This is a genomic window from Clostridium sp., assembly GCF_050717515.1.
Classification (GTDB): Bacteria; Bacillota; Clostridia; order Clostridiales; family Clostridiaceae; genus Clostridium_AD.
Window position 1 is genome coordinate 1 of record NZ_JBOITL010000020.1, and the last position, 15,133, is coordinate 15,133.

Consider the following 15,133-nt stretch of genomic DNA (forward strand, 5'->3'; position numbering starts at 1 on the left):
CGCAATATATATCGGAGGTGGCAACACTTTTAAGCTTTTGAAGGAAATAAAAGAGAGTGGATTTGATAAAAAGCTCATTGATTTTATAAATCGAGGTGGATTTGTATATGGCTTATCAGCAGGAAGCATTATTTTTAGTGAAGATATAACGAGTACAACCTATGATAGTGAAAATACTATTGGCTTTGAAGATTCAACAGGACTAAATTTGGTAAAAGGTTTTAACATTTGTTGTCATTATGGGAATGGGGATTATGATAATACAAACTATAAACGAAATAGGATTTAAGAGTATTCAGCGCAGTCATATGGCACAATCGCATTGCCGGATGCTTGTGCGGCTTATATTCAAGATGATACAATTACTTTTATGGGTAGCGGAGTTGTACTGTTTAAGAAGCCATAACGTTTATCCATATCGTCGTATGTTATAAGCAAACTACCGTTTACATTACACTTTGACTACTTTTAGAGAAAATAAAAATACTCGACATTTAACAATACAAATTTATGTCTGAAAGTATAGACACATAAGAATGTTGCGTTTCTGACCCATACCCCCTTTGTTAGACACGAGGAACTCGTGCTATACTAAAAATGAAGGGTGGATGGTTTATATGAATAAAAGTTATAGTGCTGAATTTAAAATGGAAGCGGTAAAGAGATTAGATAAAACAGGAGAACCAATGTCAAAAGTAGCTGCTGATTTAGGCGTTAAACCCACTACAATGCAGGGCTGGGTAAATAAGTATAGAAAATCTCCTAAGGCTCCATTTATAGGTAGTGGACACTTAAGCCCAGAAGATGAAAAACTACATAAGCTTGAAAAAGAAAATAGGGACCTCAAAGAGGAGAATGATATATTTAAAAAAGCGGCATCCTACGTGTGTCCTGAAGAAACAATTTAAATTGTTTCATGCTATATAAAAGATGAGGGTGGGCCCCTCGGAATCTCTATACAGGTAGAGGTTTCAAATCACCTTAAGGTGCTATTGTCAAAAGCAATGGTATTGAGCGTTAAGGAAAAGGTAAAACAGAAGATTTTATCAGATATGTGTTATAGAGATGAACGAAAGTGAACTGCTGAAGACGCTTCGAAAGGCTCAGTTGTTATCAAAACCAAAACGGTAGGCTGTTTTGGGATAAGTTTAGAAGAAACCTGGTTACTGACTAAATGATAGCCGGAGTAAAGGTGGCATGAATATAACATAGGCTTTTATATGGAACAGGAGAACCTACGATTTTGATGTAAAGGGAAAAGTCACAAGTAAAGAACTTACGAGGATGAAAGTACCAATGCAAGATATAGGGACGGAACAGCTTATAGTAGTGATGAAAATTCTGTAATGGAAAAGGAGCAAAGAGGCTGTATTATCTAGTTTTGTATTTTGGTCAACCAATTATTTTGGGAGGAACTAAATGAACAAAGCAAAGTCGTTTGACATTTCCAAGAATTTAGTCCAAGAAGCATATAAGAGAATAAAAGCAAACAAAGGTTCTGCTGGAATAGATGATATTTCTTTAGAACAATTTGAAAGCGATTTGAAAAAGAACCTATATAAAATATGGAATAGAATGTCATCAGGAACTTATTTTCCGCCACCAGTCAAAGCTGTTGAAATCCCAAAGAAAAATGGTGGTGTAAGAGTGTTAGGAATACCAACTGTCGCTGATAGAATTGCACAAATGGTAGTCAAACTCAAATTTGAAAATAAAGTTGAAAAATATTTTCTGCCAGATTCATATGGGTATAGACCAGGAAAATCAGCACATGATGCCATTGAAATAACAAGAAAAAGATGTTGGCAATATAATTGGGTGCTAGAATTTGATATCAAAGGTCTTTTTGATAACATAAACCATGATCTACTAATGAAGGCTGTTATGAAACATACAAATTGTAAATGGGAATTACTTTATATTGAAAGATGGTTAAAAGTTCCGTATCAAAGCATAAATGGTGAAACAGTTTCAAGAGAAATCGGCGTACCTCAGGGTGGTGTCATAAGTCCAGTTCTCTCAAATCTATTTTTACACTATGTTTTTGATAAGTGGATGCAAATAAACTTTCCTTTAAACCCTTGGTGTAGATATGCGGATGATGGTATTGTTCATTGCAAAACAATGAACCAAGCAAAATATATAAGACAATACCTTGAAGAGAGACTCAGAGAGTGCAAACTTGAAATTCATCCAGATAAGACTAAAATAGTTTATTGTAAAGACAGCAATAGGAAAGAAGCCCATAATAATATAGAATTTACGTTTTTAGGTTACACATACAGGCCTAGAAAAGCTAAAGGTAGAAATGGCAAGGAATTTACTAGTTTTCTTCCCGCAATAAGTAATAAAGCTAAAATGCACATCCGTCAAACAATTAAAGAATGGCGATTACTATGGATGACAAACAAGGAACTTATAGATATTGCAGAAAAATATAATCCAGTAATCAGAGGATGGTTAAATTATTACGGCAAGTATGGGAAAAAGGAATTAACAAAAGTACTAGAACATATAAATCTACACTTGTGCTTTTGGGTAAGAAGAAAATACAAAAAGTATAAATATAAACCTAATCAAGCTAGTAAATATCTAAGAATGATATCAATGAAATTAAAAGTCTTATTTGCTCATTGGAAAGTTGGAATTTTACCCTCGACTGGATAATAAGAGCCGTATGACATGAGAGTGTCACGTACGGTTCCGAGAGAGGCTAAGGGTGAAAGTCCCTGGTCTACTCGACTTCGCGAGAAACCTCAAATAAAGAGATTTCTATTTATCAAGGCTAATCGCATGAACTACCATATAGCGAAGCTATGCATGGTCCTATCAGTTTCTAGGAGCAGCTACTATGCATGGGAGAAACGTCCAGAAAGTATGAGATCACAAGCAAATAGTCTTCTATTAAAGGAAATTAGTGATATCCATGTTAAAAGCAAGAAAGTTTACGGTTCAACAAAAATTACACGGATATTAAACACCAAAAGCAAATCTCCTATTAATCATAAAAGAGTGGAACATATTATGAGTGAAAATGGCATAAAGTCAAAGGTTTCAAAGAAATTTATAGCAACTACAAATTCCAATCATAAGCTTCCAGTTGCAGAAAATATCCTTAACCGCGACTTTTCTGTGGATAAACCTAATGAAAAAATGGTAAGTGATATCACCTACCTGTGGACAGATGAAGGATGGCTTTATATCGCTGGGATATTGGATTTATGTGGACAAAAAATTGTTGGATTGTCCATGAGTGAAAGAATGACAAAGGACTTAGTTATTGATGCGTTGAATTCGGCATATCTACGTGCTGGTAAGCCTTCAAACGTCATTTTACACTCTGATAGAGATTCGCAGTACTGTTCTTATGACTACCAAAATTTGATTAAAAAGTATGATTTTACATGTAGTATGTCCCGAAAAGGTAACTGTTGGGATAATGCACCAATGGAATCTTTCTGGGGTAAATTAAAATGTGAATGGCTCTATGGTACCCACTTTAGAACTCGTGAAGAAGCCCGTGCAGCTGTATTTGAATATGTTGAGGTATTTTTATAATCGACAGCGAATCCACGCCTCAAATGGATATGTGACACCTGAAGACTATTATAATAAAGCTAATCGAAAAGCTAAAGTAGCTTAAATTGAAATATTAAGTCATTGTACGAAAACAAGAGATAATACGAGTTTAGAGTGTCTAGTTTATTGGGTAAGGGTCACAGATTATTCAAGTGCTGAAGAACCATTAAGACAATTAAACAATATACCATGGATAGATGATTTATTTGATAACATCGATACGGGAGATATTGTAGTTGCAAATAAAGGAACTTCTAAAGTTGTGGGCATTGGTATTGTAAATGAAAAGGGTTATGAGTATGACGGAGATAGGAAAGAATTTAATCATTTAGTACATGTAGATTGGAATATGGATTATAAAGAGAAGGTCATAGAGCCTCGGGGTTATCGTGCATTTAAAACATTATATAATATTACTGAGAATCTCTATAATGAAATAATAGGTAAAAGTATAATAGTCAAAACCTCGCCCAAATTATCAACCATACAATCTATTTCATCTACAGAAAAGCCTGTAGTAGAAGTTTTTACGGTAGACGAAAAATTTCTCTTATATTAAAATATGGGGTTTTTAAATGTTTATGTAAAAAAGCATTAGAAGATAAAGACAATAACTATTATTTAATCATAGATGAGATAATACGAATGTGACAGAATTTTGTAGGAAATCTAGAAGTTAAAAGGATAAAGTTATGCCGAAAAATAAGAAAAGGTAAGAGTGATATTAATGCAATAATTATGGAAGAAAGGGTTTTTTTTAGAATTTTATGTTTGATAGTGAGAAAAATATTACAGAAACATAGAAAAATAGAAAATTTTAATATATAATTATATACAAGTTATGTAAATATTAAAAAATGAGTTGGAATACATGTTAAGTTATATCAAATTTAAAAAATAATTCAAGCTTAAGTATATAAATAAATAAAAATTTATACTTGTTATATTTTCATTTATTAAATTTATTTAACAATAATCAAAAGAATAAAAGGAGTGAATTATATGATTCCTGTTGCTTCATATCAAATAGTAGAATTTCTAGAATGGATAAATAAATATGATGATATTAATAAATTAGAAACGTTTAAGCTAGAGGAGTTAACTGTTAGAGCTAATGAGTATTTAACTATTAAAAAACAGTTAGTAATTAAATACTCAAGTTCTCTAGAACTATTTTTGCTACTATTTCAAACTTGTGTTCCGCTTAGTTGTGTTGGTATTTCGGAGCAAATGGAGTTATTTTCAAGTAATGAGTATGAGCTGGAATTAGAAAAGAAACAGTTATCGGATATAGTTCATATAAAGCTTCATCCTTTTTTAAACGGCTTTTTAAAATATTCAAATAAATCTGGATTATCAAGTGTAATAAAGGAAAAAATTCAATTGAATAATATTTCTTTTACAGATGAAAAGTTTGATGAAAATTTTGTGATAAGGTGGATAAATGTTTTAAATAAAGCTGTTGGAAATAAAATATTGGATGAATTTCAACGGTATCTTGCTATAAGCAATTGGGAGTCAATTTTGAATTATGAAAAAAATAGATCCAAATGGACTCATTCGAGGGTTTCGAGATGTATTAAGAGAGACATGCATAATTATTTCAATGATAATTATACTGAACCAATATATCAGTATATAAACATTGATTCAGAGGCACGCCGGTTAGCTGATACAGTCTTATATGTAATTAGTAGTGGTTATAAAATTAAAGAATTTGAGCAAAGTGAAGATTCTTTTAAGTATTCTGTTTTGGAAGATATAGGGATACAACCATTGGCGTATTCATTTGAATTTATAGAGTGGATAAGTAAAACATATACCCAAATAAACATTAGTGGTGATATTCCTAGTGATAAACTTAGCGAACTTATTATTGTGTTTTGTAATACCTTTGGATATAAAAATCAGGTTAAATTTGCAAAGCAGTTACAAATGTGCTTGAGAGGAGAAGGTGACCCTAGTGTTGTACATAGATTAATTAGTGCTATTAAAGGTAATAGTAAAACTAATTTTAATGGAGACTCAGTTACACGTTATAGAACAGTTCCTTTTCATGGAATATTTATTTTCGATATTTATAAAAATCTTAAAGAGTTTAAGGATGAATATTGGCAATTGATTAATTCTTTAACTAGTGACTATATAGATGTTTACTATAGCGTTGACGATTTTAAGCACAGAGTGAGTGCATTTGAAATAATTAATAGCATTAATAGTTTTAAAAATATACCATATAATTTAATCCCATGTCTAATTATTTGGGGAGATAATATAAAAAATAATAATATAATACCATTAAACGATTTAAAGTCATTTGATATTTACGTGTTATTTAAGAACATAGTTCAATATATTAGAGAAGATAATGATCTTGGGGGTATAGCATCGAAATCAGAATTGTGGATTAAAAAATATTTAGATAGTGACCCTAAGATTCAAGTAAATGCAAATGAATTTTATGTTAATAATGGACAAGCACTAAATATGGGACCTAATTCACAAGCTTATAATAACCGAATAGAAAAAAATAATTCAGATATTTAACAAAATAAGTTAAGATATAAATGTTTCAAATAAAATTTTGAATTGGAGGAATTAGAATGAGTGATATTTACAAAAATGAAGGGGGCCAAGTATTAAATATGGGACCAAATGGTAAGGTGTGGGGAAATACTGTTGTACAATCAAATGTAAGCTCTTTGCCAATTTTGAAAGAAGAAGATTTAAAAAAATTACGTGAATTTGCAGATAGTTTATCTAGTATATCGGATAAAGAAATAGGAAAATCAGAGGCTTTAGAAGCTGCTAGCAAAGTCTATTCTATTGTAGAAGGGTTTGAAAGTAATGATATTATTAAACAAAAAAAATCAATAGAAAGGTGGAGTGAATGGTTAAACAATATTGGTAAGAATTCTCTTGGTGTAATAGCTATAACAGCTGATATTGTTACATTGGGGATACCATTAATTAAGTTATTAGGTTTATAATATATATGGTTATTTGAATTTAATCAATGCATCAATACATAATAATATGATGAAAAATAATTTTTTCAAAAGCTACGTGCCCTTATAAGATAGTATGAGTACGTAGCTTTTAACTAATTAAGTTGTAAAGTTTTAAATTAAAAGTGGAAATATAAATGAAAATGTTATATAGGTAAAATTCCATTAATAATAAAAGTAGAAAACGAGGTTCGTTATGGAAAAAAATGAGAATATTTTATGTGATAATTTTTTAGTTGTAGTTAACATGGGTCCACACGTTGCAGATACTGCTTGTGATATAGCTATCAATATTATCAATAATATTAAAGGGAAATTATATATAATTAATTACAATCAATTTGAAACTTCTAATGATAAGCTTCTTAATGGAATTATTAGTTTTATGAAAAAGAATAATCAAATTAAATCTGAAAATGAATTATCAAATAAAATAGTATTTGAGGACAATTTTAAAAAAGACGTTGATTATATAATGGAACTATACAAATATATTACAAGTGATGATTATATAATGATTATTGGCGGAGAACGATTAATACCATATGTGAGAACAGAGTCGCTTATTGAAACACAGTTTTCTTATATGAATATGAGAATGCATTCTATGGATAAGAATAATTGGAAAGGGTTTGCAATCAATGTTGATAGATTATTTACTGATTTTCAAGATAAGGTAAAAGGTATGATAATGATTGTAAGTGCATATGAAAATTGTTCAGATGCTATTACTAAAGCTTTTATTAATTTTAATAGTATGTCAATTGTAGAAATTAGACTTGAAGGTAAAGATGAAAAAATTGAAATACAGGAAGAGTTATTGAAGCAATTAGAGAACAATTCTGTTATTGACTTTTTAAATATACTTGATGATGGTAAAGAAAAGTTAGGTAATGAAATATATAATTATTTTAAATGTATTGCATATTTAAATAGTGGTGACAGGGAAAAATCTATTGAAATATTAGAAAATAATTATGATAATATGGAAAATGAAAAAAAGAAGATATTAGCAGATTTGTATCTATCAATTAATAATCCGAAAAGAGCTTTTGAGATATTAATTGATATTCATAAAATCGATAAATATGAGATTGGATTAATGTTTGCTATACTAAAATCAATAGATAGTATGGTTGAATTTGATGATAAATTATTATGGATAAATGAAGCAATGAGAATTGATGGAAATGATCCAAGAGTTCTAGAACTTGTTGCAAATTATTATAACTCAATTGGAAAATATAAAGATTCAGCTAAAATTAGGCGAAAAATATCTTTATTGCTCAATGATCCATTTCATGAACTTATAGCTAGAATTTTGGATTTAATTGAATCCCCACCAGCAATTCATCAAAATGCCATAGATTATATAAATTCTCTTTTACTGCAACATCCTCATTTAGCTAGTGAAGCAAATTTTAGGCTTGGTAACTATTTCACAGAATATGTTTTGGATATCAGAAATGCATATTTATGTTTTAAAAATGTGGAAAGCGAAATAAAAGTACCTAAAGCGTTGGAGGCTGCAAAAGCTAGATTCGAAATTTTGAAAAATATAACTCAAGTATCTGAAGCTTTAGAGAAAGATATTTCTAATGATATTGCTTTCGCATTGGGGCGAGAAAGAGTTTTCGAATTATTAAATAATATACGTATTTTAGCGTGCGAGAATAATGGATGTTCTATTTGGCGTGATTTCATTGAGAATACACAGTCTATTAATGTATGGGAAAAATTTTTATATTTAGAATTGATGAATAAACTTACAAAGTGGAAGGAGTTAAATTTTGATTATTTAAAAAGAAGATCATTTATAGAAAAGCTTGAAAATGACAGTAGTAAAAAACATGGGGTGAGTACAAGAGATGCCATTAATTTGCTTAGAAATATAAAAATTGGTATTTTCCATGGAGAAAAATCAAATGAAGAACTTAAACAGTATATAAATTCAATACTTGGTTCTTTTGAAATAAACAACGATAAGAAAGAAATGTGCTGGGCAATGTATTTTAGTTCAATTACTCTAACTTTATTTGGAGACCATCAAGATGCAAATAATTATGCATTAACAATATTAAGCTTTGCTGAAAAAGAAGAAGATTTAAAATTAGCTAAAGAATATTTGATGCTTGGATTAATGGCGTGGGGAAATTCTCATTACCGTACAGGAAATCAAATTGAGGGAATAGCTTGTATTATTGCTGCTTTTGAACTTGGAGTAGAGATTGAAGAAGTAGTCCCATTCTTAGAGGATGCCTGTAATATAGTTTATAGATTTCTACAAGATAACAAGGAGTTAATTGATGAAAAAGATAAAGATTTAATATGTATATTCTTTAGGGAAATATCTAAGTATAATGAGGATATTGAAATTAATGCGCTTTTACTTTTTGAGAGATGGAAAGAAGGATATTCATTACTATATAAAAGAGTATTTGATACTGAAATTAGAGATGGGCAATGGGCTGGGTATTTTGTTAACTTAATTAACACTTGCACTATGTTAGGAAACAACAAAGAAGCATATGACTTAATAACAACTTATTCAACAGAAGCAATTAAACTATTAATGAGTAGGATAGATATTAGATATAAAATACTATTATCTTGGGCAGAGATAATCATTTATCAATCAAATAATGTAGAGTATTCATTAAAAAAAGCAACGGAATTATTAGAATTAGCTATTAGTGATGTCGAAAATAGGAGGCGTGTTTATTTTAAGGCAGAGCGTGCTTCAATAGGAGATTCAGCTAAGGGAATATATACATACTACATTCATATTCAAGTATTACTTTATAATGATAAGAATATTTCCATGGAAGATAAAACAAATATAAGAACTAAGATTGAAAGTACTTTAATGAAATTATCTCCAAGAGCAATCAATGAGCAAAAGCACTATTATCTTAATAAAAATGTTACAAAAGAGATTCAAGATGTCGAACAGGAGTATAAAATTTTAATAGATGAAATAATGACCATGAAGCAGAAAAATAAGGGAGATATTGAAGGTATTACGAATAAGACTAAAAGAGCTGGAGATTTAAATAATATTTTGATACTAAAACATCCTCATTATATGTCGTTACCAACTTATAATCAAGTTAGCATTGATGCAATAAAAGAGAGTTTAAAAGAAGGAGAGTTGTTTTATCAGTTTATTAAAACAAAGTTTGGAATTGTTTATATATTATTAACTTTTAATGAGGAGAAAATTTTGACTTATATTATAGAACCCGGTGAGTTGGAAAAATTGGCAAAAATGATAAAAACAATTGGCGAAATGTTATATCAAAAAGTAGAAGATAAAAGACAAATACTACAACTTTCTGAATGGATTTCTGAAGCTTTGTATTTTCCACTCATAGAGAAAATTAATGAAGATGTTTTTAATAAGATTTATGTCATGGCTGATAGCGAAACTTATTTATTTTCACCAAATCTTGCTAGAATGAAAGATGATTGGCTAATTGAAGATATGGATTCTATAATTAACCTAGTTGATTATAATATGCTAATAAACACGCCGGTGAAAAAGGATTTTAGTAATTCTATAATTGTACAAGTTTTAGGAAATAAAGCGGATCCGGCAATTAATTCTATAATGAGATGGTTAGAAAATTATGAAAGCGAGATTTCAATAAAGATAAAATTGGGGGATGATTTTAATGAGTTAGTTAGTAGCTGTATTCAAGAAAAACCAAGGATTGTTATAATTATAGGACATGGTATTTCTGACATCAATTCAACTGTTAATGATGGTGCAACAGGTATATTAGGGAATGGTAGGGCAATTGATATGGATGAATTAGAAAAAGTATCTAAATACGTACATGATATTATATTAATAAGTTGCAGCGTAGGAACTTCATATCAAGGACAGAATGAAACTAATACAGGCGTATGGGGAAATATTCTTGAAAAAGTAGCTTCAGGAATTCTTATGTGTAAATGGAATATGAATGTTAACGATACAATTAAGATATTGAATATTTTAGTAGATAATTTATTTGAATACAATTGGGACCTAGCACGAATCTTAATAATAGCTCAAAGACAATTTATATTAAATTATGATAATCATCCAGGTAAGTGGGCGGGCTTAGAATATTGGATAAATTAAAAGATAAGGATAAATAAAGTCTAACTTTGAAATTTGGCTTTATATGTTAGTATTTTGCTATGGATAAATAATCTGGCGGATAAATATAATCCCCATAATATATTACAAACTCTCTATAGTTATAGTATGTTTCTTCCAATTGACAGCTATAAAGTTAAATGCCGAGTCTGCTGAACTATATATCAATAGCAGCCCATAATAAGTATTTAAAAAAACCTATAGACTAATAGCATTTGCAAATATAAATGAAGTTTATGAAAGTTATGATATGTTCCCAGCTTTTTCAAGTAGACTACCGGATAAGAGAAGAAAAGATGTAAAAGAAATACTAGCAAAATATGAATTAGAAAAATATGATGCATTTGAACTTTTAAAGAAAAGCGGGGGGAAACTACCTATAGACAGTTTGGAATTTATAGATAGAATACATTTAGATGAAAAAATGTTGAAAGTGGACTAAGGATAACTGCGACTTGTGTGAAAGCAAGTCTTTTTTCTTTTGGTTTTAAAAAGTTAAATAATACATTTGTTTTCAACGTTGCTTCTGTTGAAATAGATTTTAGCGATATGATAAATAAAGCTATTAAATATGTTTTAGTCGGAAAGTTTAATAAAAAGAAGAACTTATAGCAATAATATACCAAAGTATTAACTTTAAGTCTAGAAATGTAGAAAGCTTCCTTGTTAAATCCTTTACTTAATGCTAATTGTGCCCCAGGTTACCATATCTCTGTTGACTTTTATAAATAATATTTGTAAAATATAAAAAAGTGGGTGATTAGAATTAAAGAACTTTTTAAAGCTTATAAAAGCTTATAAAAGTAATATATTATTTTGTATTATACTGATTATATCTATGTGTATCTCTATAACTATTGGTGCTATTTCTATGTTTTTTATATCCTATTACACACAAAATATATGGTTATCACGACTTTCATGTACTTTGATTTTTAGTATATTACCTTTCATTTGTTGTTCGATTTTTAATTTAAAATATTGAAAAAGATTTGTAAATAGACTTTCAACATTTTTGAAAGCATCAATTTTATCCTATTTTCCTATGTTTGTATTAGGGTTTATAATATCTTTACTTGTAAGTAATAAATAGAACTAAATATAATGTTATATAGAAGACCAACTTAATACAGTAAAATCAATGCTTTACAGATATATTAAGATATTTGGGGTAAGGTTGTTTAGCTATCCATTGCTAAAACACCTAATATGCCGTATTTTGCATCTTACGAAGGGAATATTCAACCAGCAGCCTCTGTAGAGGAGCAAACTTCATCCGTTCAAGAGGTGGCAGCAAGTGTTTCTCAATTATCTGAAATGTCTAACGGACTAGTTTCTTGGACCGATGCATTGGGGAATATAAATCCTGTGAGATTTTAAATTACTAAAGAAGATGAAAGTAATTCTGTTGTTAAAATAGATAAAGTTATTTGTGTTGATAAAGAAAATCTGGCAGGGAACCATATGCTAGTATTTAAATGTCAGAGTATAATAAACGGAACTGAGAAGCCCTATGAGATAAAATATGAGTTAAGTACTTGTAGGTGGATATTATTTAAGATTTAGATTTTAGATTAATGATAAAAATAAAACAGTACTGCACTTGGGGGGAACCTAGTGCAGTACTGTTTTAAATTAATTCATTATTAAAGAGGATTGATATTTAAATTATTGACTAGTTTAGAGATTTTATTCAATGCAGTGTTTATATTAAGAAATAGAAAAAATTTCTCTGCTTATGGAAGAATTTTTTTTAATGGATGTGTTATAATAATAATTAAAGTAAGTTGAGAGTAAGTTTTTTATCATTGATAAATGAGGAGTGTAATAGGGCTGTAGAGACCAACTAAAAAAAGGAAATGCGTAGCTATGAAATAATAGAGATGGAGGTGTGTTGCTATTGTAAGCATTAAAGAAAAAACCTACACTTATGAGGAATTTTTGAAAATATCTGATGAGGATAGATGTGAATTTGTAGATGGTAAAGTATATATGATGGGTTCACCTTCAATTGAGCACCAGAATATTGTAGGAAATATGTTTTTTGCTTTGAAAAATTATTTTAAAGATAAAGAATGTAGACCGTTTGTAGCTCCACTGGATGTAACTTTTGTTGATAAGAATAACAATAAAAATGTAGTTCAACCTGATGTTCTGGTAGTATGTGATAAGCATAAAATAATAGATAATAATTATAAAGGAATACCAACCTTAGTAATTGAAGTTGTTTCGCCTTCAAATAGTAGTCATGATTATGTAACTAAGTTAGATTTGTATTTAAGAGCCGGAGTTGAAGAATATTGGATATTAAATCCTGTTAATAAAAATGCAATTTGTTATAGGTTTGAAAATAAAATGCCCTCAAAAGTTGAAGGCTACCACTATGATGAAGAAATTAAATCTGATATCTTTGAGGGGCTAAATATATCATTAAAAGAAATATTTGAATAATATGTGAGAAGTTGAGTTAATAACTATTTATTTTTACTAATATGGCCTCCCCTTGCTTCTAATAAATTAGAGGCAAGGGTTTTTTTTTCAATTTAGGTCTTATATTTAATTCAACTTAGCAAGTGGGCTGCATGCATCTCACTAGGGTAACTGTGACTTGGGGAAAATAGTAAATTAATTATTAAAAATTTAGAGTGAGCATCAGTGGCTGGAGTAGTAGCAGTTGGTGCTAATATGGATAATCAAAGATTTCAATTAGTACATGTTCGGCCAGAGTGGTCAGCTGCAACAGATCTATTAGGCTACAGAAATATTGAAAATAAGTTTGTGCCGGGGATTATTATTGATGATGCCTATGAAGCAATGAAGAACACAGATAAACCTTATTTTCTATGCCTTGATGAAATGAATTTAGTAAGAGTGGAGTATTATTTCAGTGATATTTTATCATCTATGGAAACTAGAAATACAAGTGATGATGAAATTATTACTCGAAAATTATTAAGCAAATCTCAATTTGGAAAAGATGAAAGAGCCTATGATAAATATGGTGACGTTTATATTCCACAGAACCTATATATAATTGGCACTGTAAATATGGACGAGACTACCTTCACTTTTAGTAAAAAAGTACTAGATAGAGCGAGTACCATTGAATTCAATAAGGTAGATTTAAAATACAATTTTGAAGAAGTAGAGATTGATGAACTTTTACCTAAAAACTATCATAATAACTTTTTAAAATCACAGTACTTAAGAATATCTGGATGTTAATGAGGAAATATATAATTTAGCCTATGGGTTTTTAAGTAGAAACTATCTAGGTTCAGAGATAAATAATAGGTTAAGCTATTGTCTATAAGGGAGTGGACTTGTGAAGAATGCAAAAGCATTCATGATAGGGATGAAAACGCATCAAAGAACATTCTGAAACAAGGAATAAAAGAATTAGGTCTAGAGATAGCTATTTAATAAATTATAGAAATTCATATAGAGAAAATGTAGGGTAGGAACTTATTCGAAGTATAACGCCCATGAAGCTCGTAGGTTACGAGGACAATGATGTGGGAAACTCTATTAGTAATGATAGAAGCCTGTCACTTCAGTGATGGGAGGTTCACAGATAGTATTTGTATACATAAAGTAATTCAAAAGACTCAAGTATTACTCATCAATACTCGATAAGTATATAGTATTATATATTTATCAATCATTACAAAGTATGAAGTATACATAATATATATACAGAAATATTTTTCGATTATTAAAGATAATAAAATAGCGTTAAAGTGTACTTAAGCATAAATAAGGGGGGACATAATGAACTTTAAACAGTTGGATTCTGCAAAGGAGCATGAAAGCGAAAGGAATAAAGGGGGTATATCTATCAGGAAAAAAATACCTTTACTTAATGGGATATTAGTACTTTTATCCATGAGCGCAATTTGTATTTTTACATATATAAAATCAGCGCAAATGATATCTAATCAGGAAAGTATGAGACAAGCAGTGAATGAGTTGTCGGGGGGTATTTATACAATAGCATTAATTGTAATTATAATTTCTATATTAGTTGGTATAGTTTTATCAAGGGCAATAATGTTACCTTTATCAAAGGTAACACTATTAATTGAAAAAACATCTAAGTTAGATTTAAGTGATGACGAGGATATAGAAGCTCTGATTAAAATTAAGGATGAATTTGGGACTATTGCTAGGACTATAGTTAATATGAGAAAGACATTAAAAGATGTTGTAAAAGATTTAATTGAAGCCTCTGAAAATATAAGTGATAACGAACATACTGTGGAAGAACTTACAAGTATATTGAAAATAAAGACAGAAGAAAGTTCTAGTGAAACCGAAACGTTATCAGCTGGAATGGAAGAGACAGCTGCGACTGCCCAGGAAATTTCTGCATCTTCAGGTGAAATGAAAAATATGGTAA

Annotated in this window: 13 protein-coding genes and 2 pseudogenes; all 15 read left to right on the forward strand. The window is 29.6% G+C overall.

What is annotated here, in order from left to right:
* A partial coding sequence (locus ACREV6_RS05930) for a Type 1 glutamine amidotransferase-like domain-containing protein (RefSeq protein WP_431577090.1) occupies nt 1–289 on the forward strand: 289 nt, incomplete at its 5' end.
* Between the two features lie 328 nt (nt 290–617).
* Nucleotides 618–908 carry a transposase gene (locus tag ACREV6_RS05935; RefSeq protein WP_431577091.1) on the forward strand — a complete coding sequence of 97 codons (291 nt, stop codon included), beginning with the start codon at nt 618–620 and terminating at the stop codon, nt 906–908.
* A gap of 511 nt (nt 909–1,419) precedes the next feature.
* Nucleotides 1,420–2,667 carry a group II intron reverse transcriptase/maturase gene (gene ltrA / locus ACREV6_RS05940; RefSeq protein WP_431577092.1) on the forward strand — a complete coding sequence of 416 codons (1,248 nt, stop codon included), beginning with the start codon at nt 1,420–1,422 and terminating at the stop codon, nt 2,665–2,667.
* Nucleotides 2,668–2,733: 66 nt separating this feature from the next.
* A pseudogene (locus ACREV6_RS05945) lies at nt 2,734–3,643 on the forward strand (IS3 family transposase); the annotation flags it as partial.
* A 120-nt stretch (nt 3,644–3,763) separates the two neighbouring features.
* Nucleotides 3,764–4,138, forward strand: coding sequence for a DUF8426 domain-containing protein (locus tag ACREV6_RS05950; RefSeq protein ID WP_503417269.1), 375 nt, complete (start codon nt 3,764–3,766; stop codon nt 4,136–4,138).
* 443 nt (nt 4,139–4,581) lie between these two features.
* The gene (locus tag ACREV6_RS05955; RefSeq protein WP_431577094.1) at nt 4,582–6,126 is read left to right on the forward strand and encodes a hypothetical protein; all 1,545 of its coding nucleotides are present in this window, start codon (nt 4,582–4,584) and stop codon (nt 6,124–6,126) included.
* Nucleotides 6,127–6,182: 56 nt separating this feature from the next.
* On the forward strand, nt 6,183–6,569 hold the full coding sequence (locus ACREV6_RS05960) for a hypothetical protein (RefSeq protein ID WP_431577095.1): 387 nt from the start codon (nt 6,183–6,185) through the stop codon (nt 6,567–6,569).
* A 214-nt stretch (nt 6,570–6,783) separates the two neighbouring features.
* Nucleotides 6,784–10,716, forward strand: a complete 3,933-nt coding sequence (locus ACREV6_RS05965; protein ID WP_431577096.1) for a tetratricopeptide repeat protein — start codon at nt 6,784–6,786, stop codon at nt 10,714–10,716.
* A gap of 268 nt (nt 10,717–10,984) precedes the next feature.
* Nucleotides 10,985–11,176, forward strand: a complete 192-nt coding sequence (locus ACREV6_RS05970) for a hypothetical protein (protein WP_431577097.1) — start codon at nt 10,985–10,987, stop codon at nt 11,174–11,176.
* 17 nt (nt 11,177–11,193) lie between these two features.
* The gene (locus ACREV6_RS05975) at nt 11,194–11,346 is read left to right on the forward strand and encodes a hypothetical protein (protein WP_431577098.1); all 153 of its coding nucleotides are present in this window, start codon (nt 11,194–11,196) and stop codon (nt 11,344–11,346) included.
* A 597-nt stretch (nt 11,347–11,943) separates the two neighbouring features.
* Complete coding sequence (locus ACREV6_RS05980) at nt 11,944–12,114, forward strand: hypothetical protein (protein WP_431577099.1); 171 nt, start codon at nt 11,944–11,946, stop codon at nt 12,112–12,114.
* Nucleotides 12,115–12,675: 561 nt separating this feature from the next.
* Complete coding sequence (locus ACREV6_RS05985; RefSeq protein WP_431577100.1) at nt 12,676–13,185, forward strand: Uma2 family endonuclease; 510 nt, start codon at nt 12,676–12,678, stop codon at nt 13,183–13,185.
* A gap of 234 nt (nt 13,186–13,419) precedes the next feature.
* Nucleotides 13,420–13,959, forward strand: a complete 540-nt coding sequence (locus tag ACREV6_RS05990; RefSeq protein ID WP_431577101.1) for an McrB family protein — start codon at nt 13,420–13,422, stop codon at nt 13,957–13,959.
* Between the two features lie 78 nt (nt 13,960–14,037).
* Nucleotides 14,038–14,157 carry a zinc ribbon domain-containing protein gene (locus tag ACREV6_RS05995; protein ID WP_431577102.1) on the forward strand — a complete coding sequence of 40 codons (120 nt, stop codon included), beginning with the start codon at nt 14,038–14,040 and terminating at the stop codon, nt 14,155–14,157.
* A 348-nt stretch (nt 14,158–14,505) separates the two neighbouring features.
* Nucleotides 14,506–15,133 (forward strand): annotated as a pseudogene (locus ACREV6_RS06000) (hypothetical protein); the annotation flags it as partial.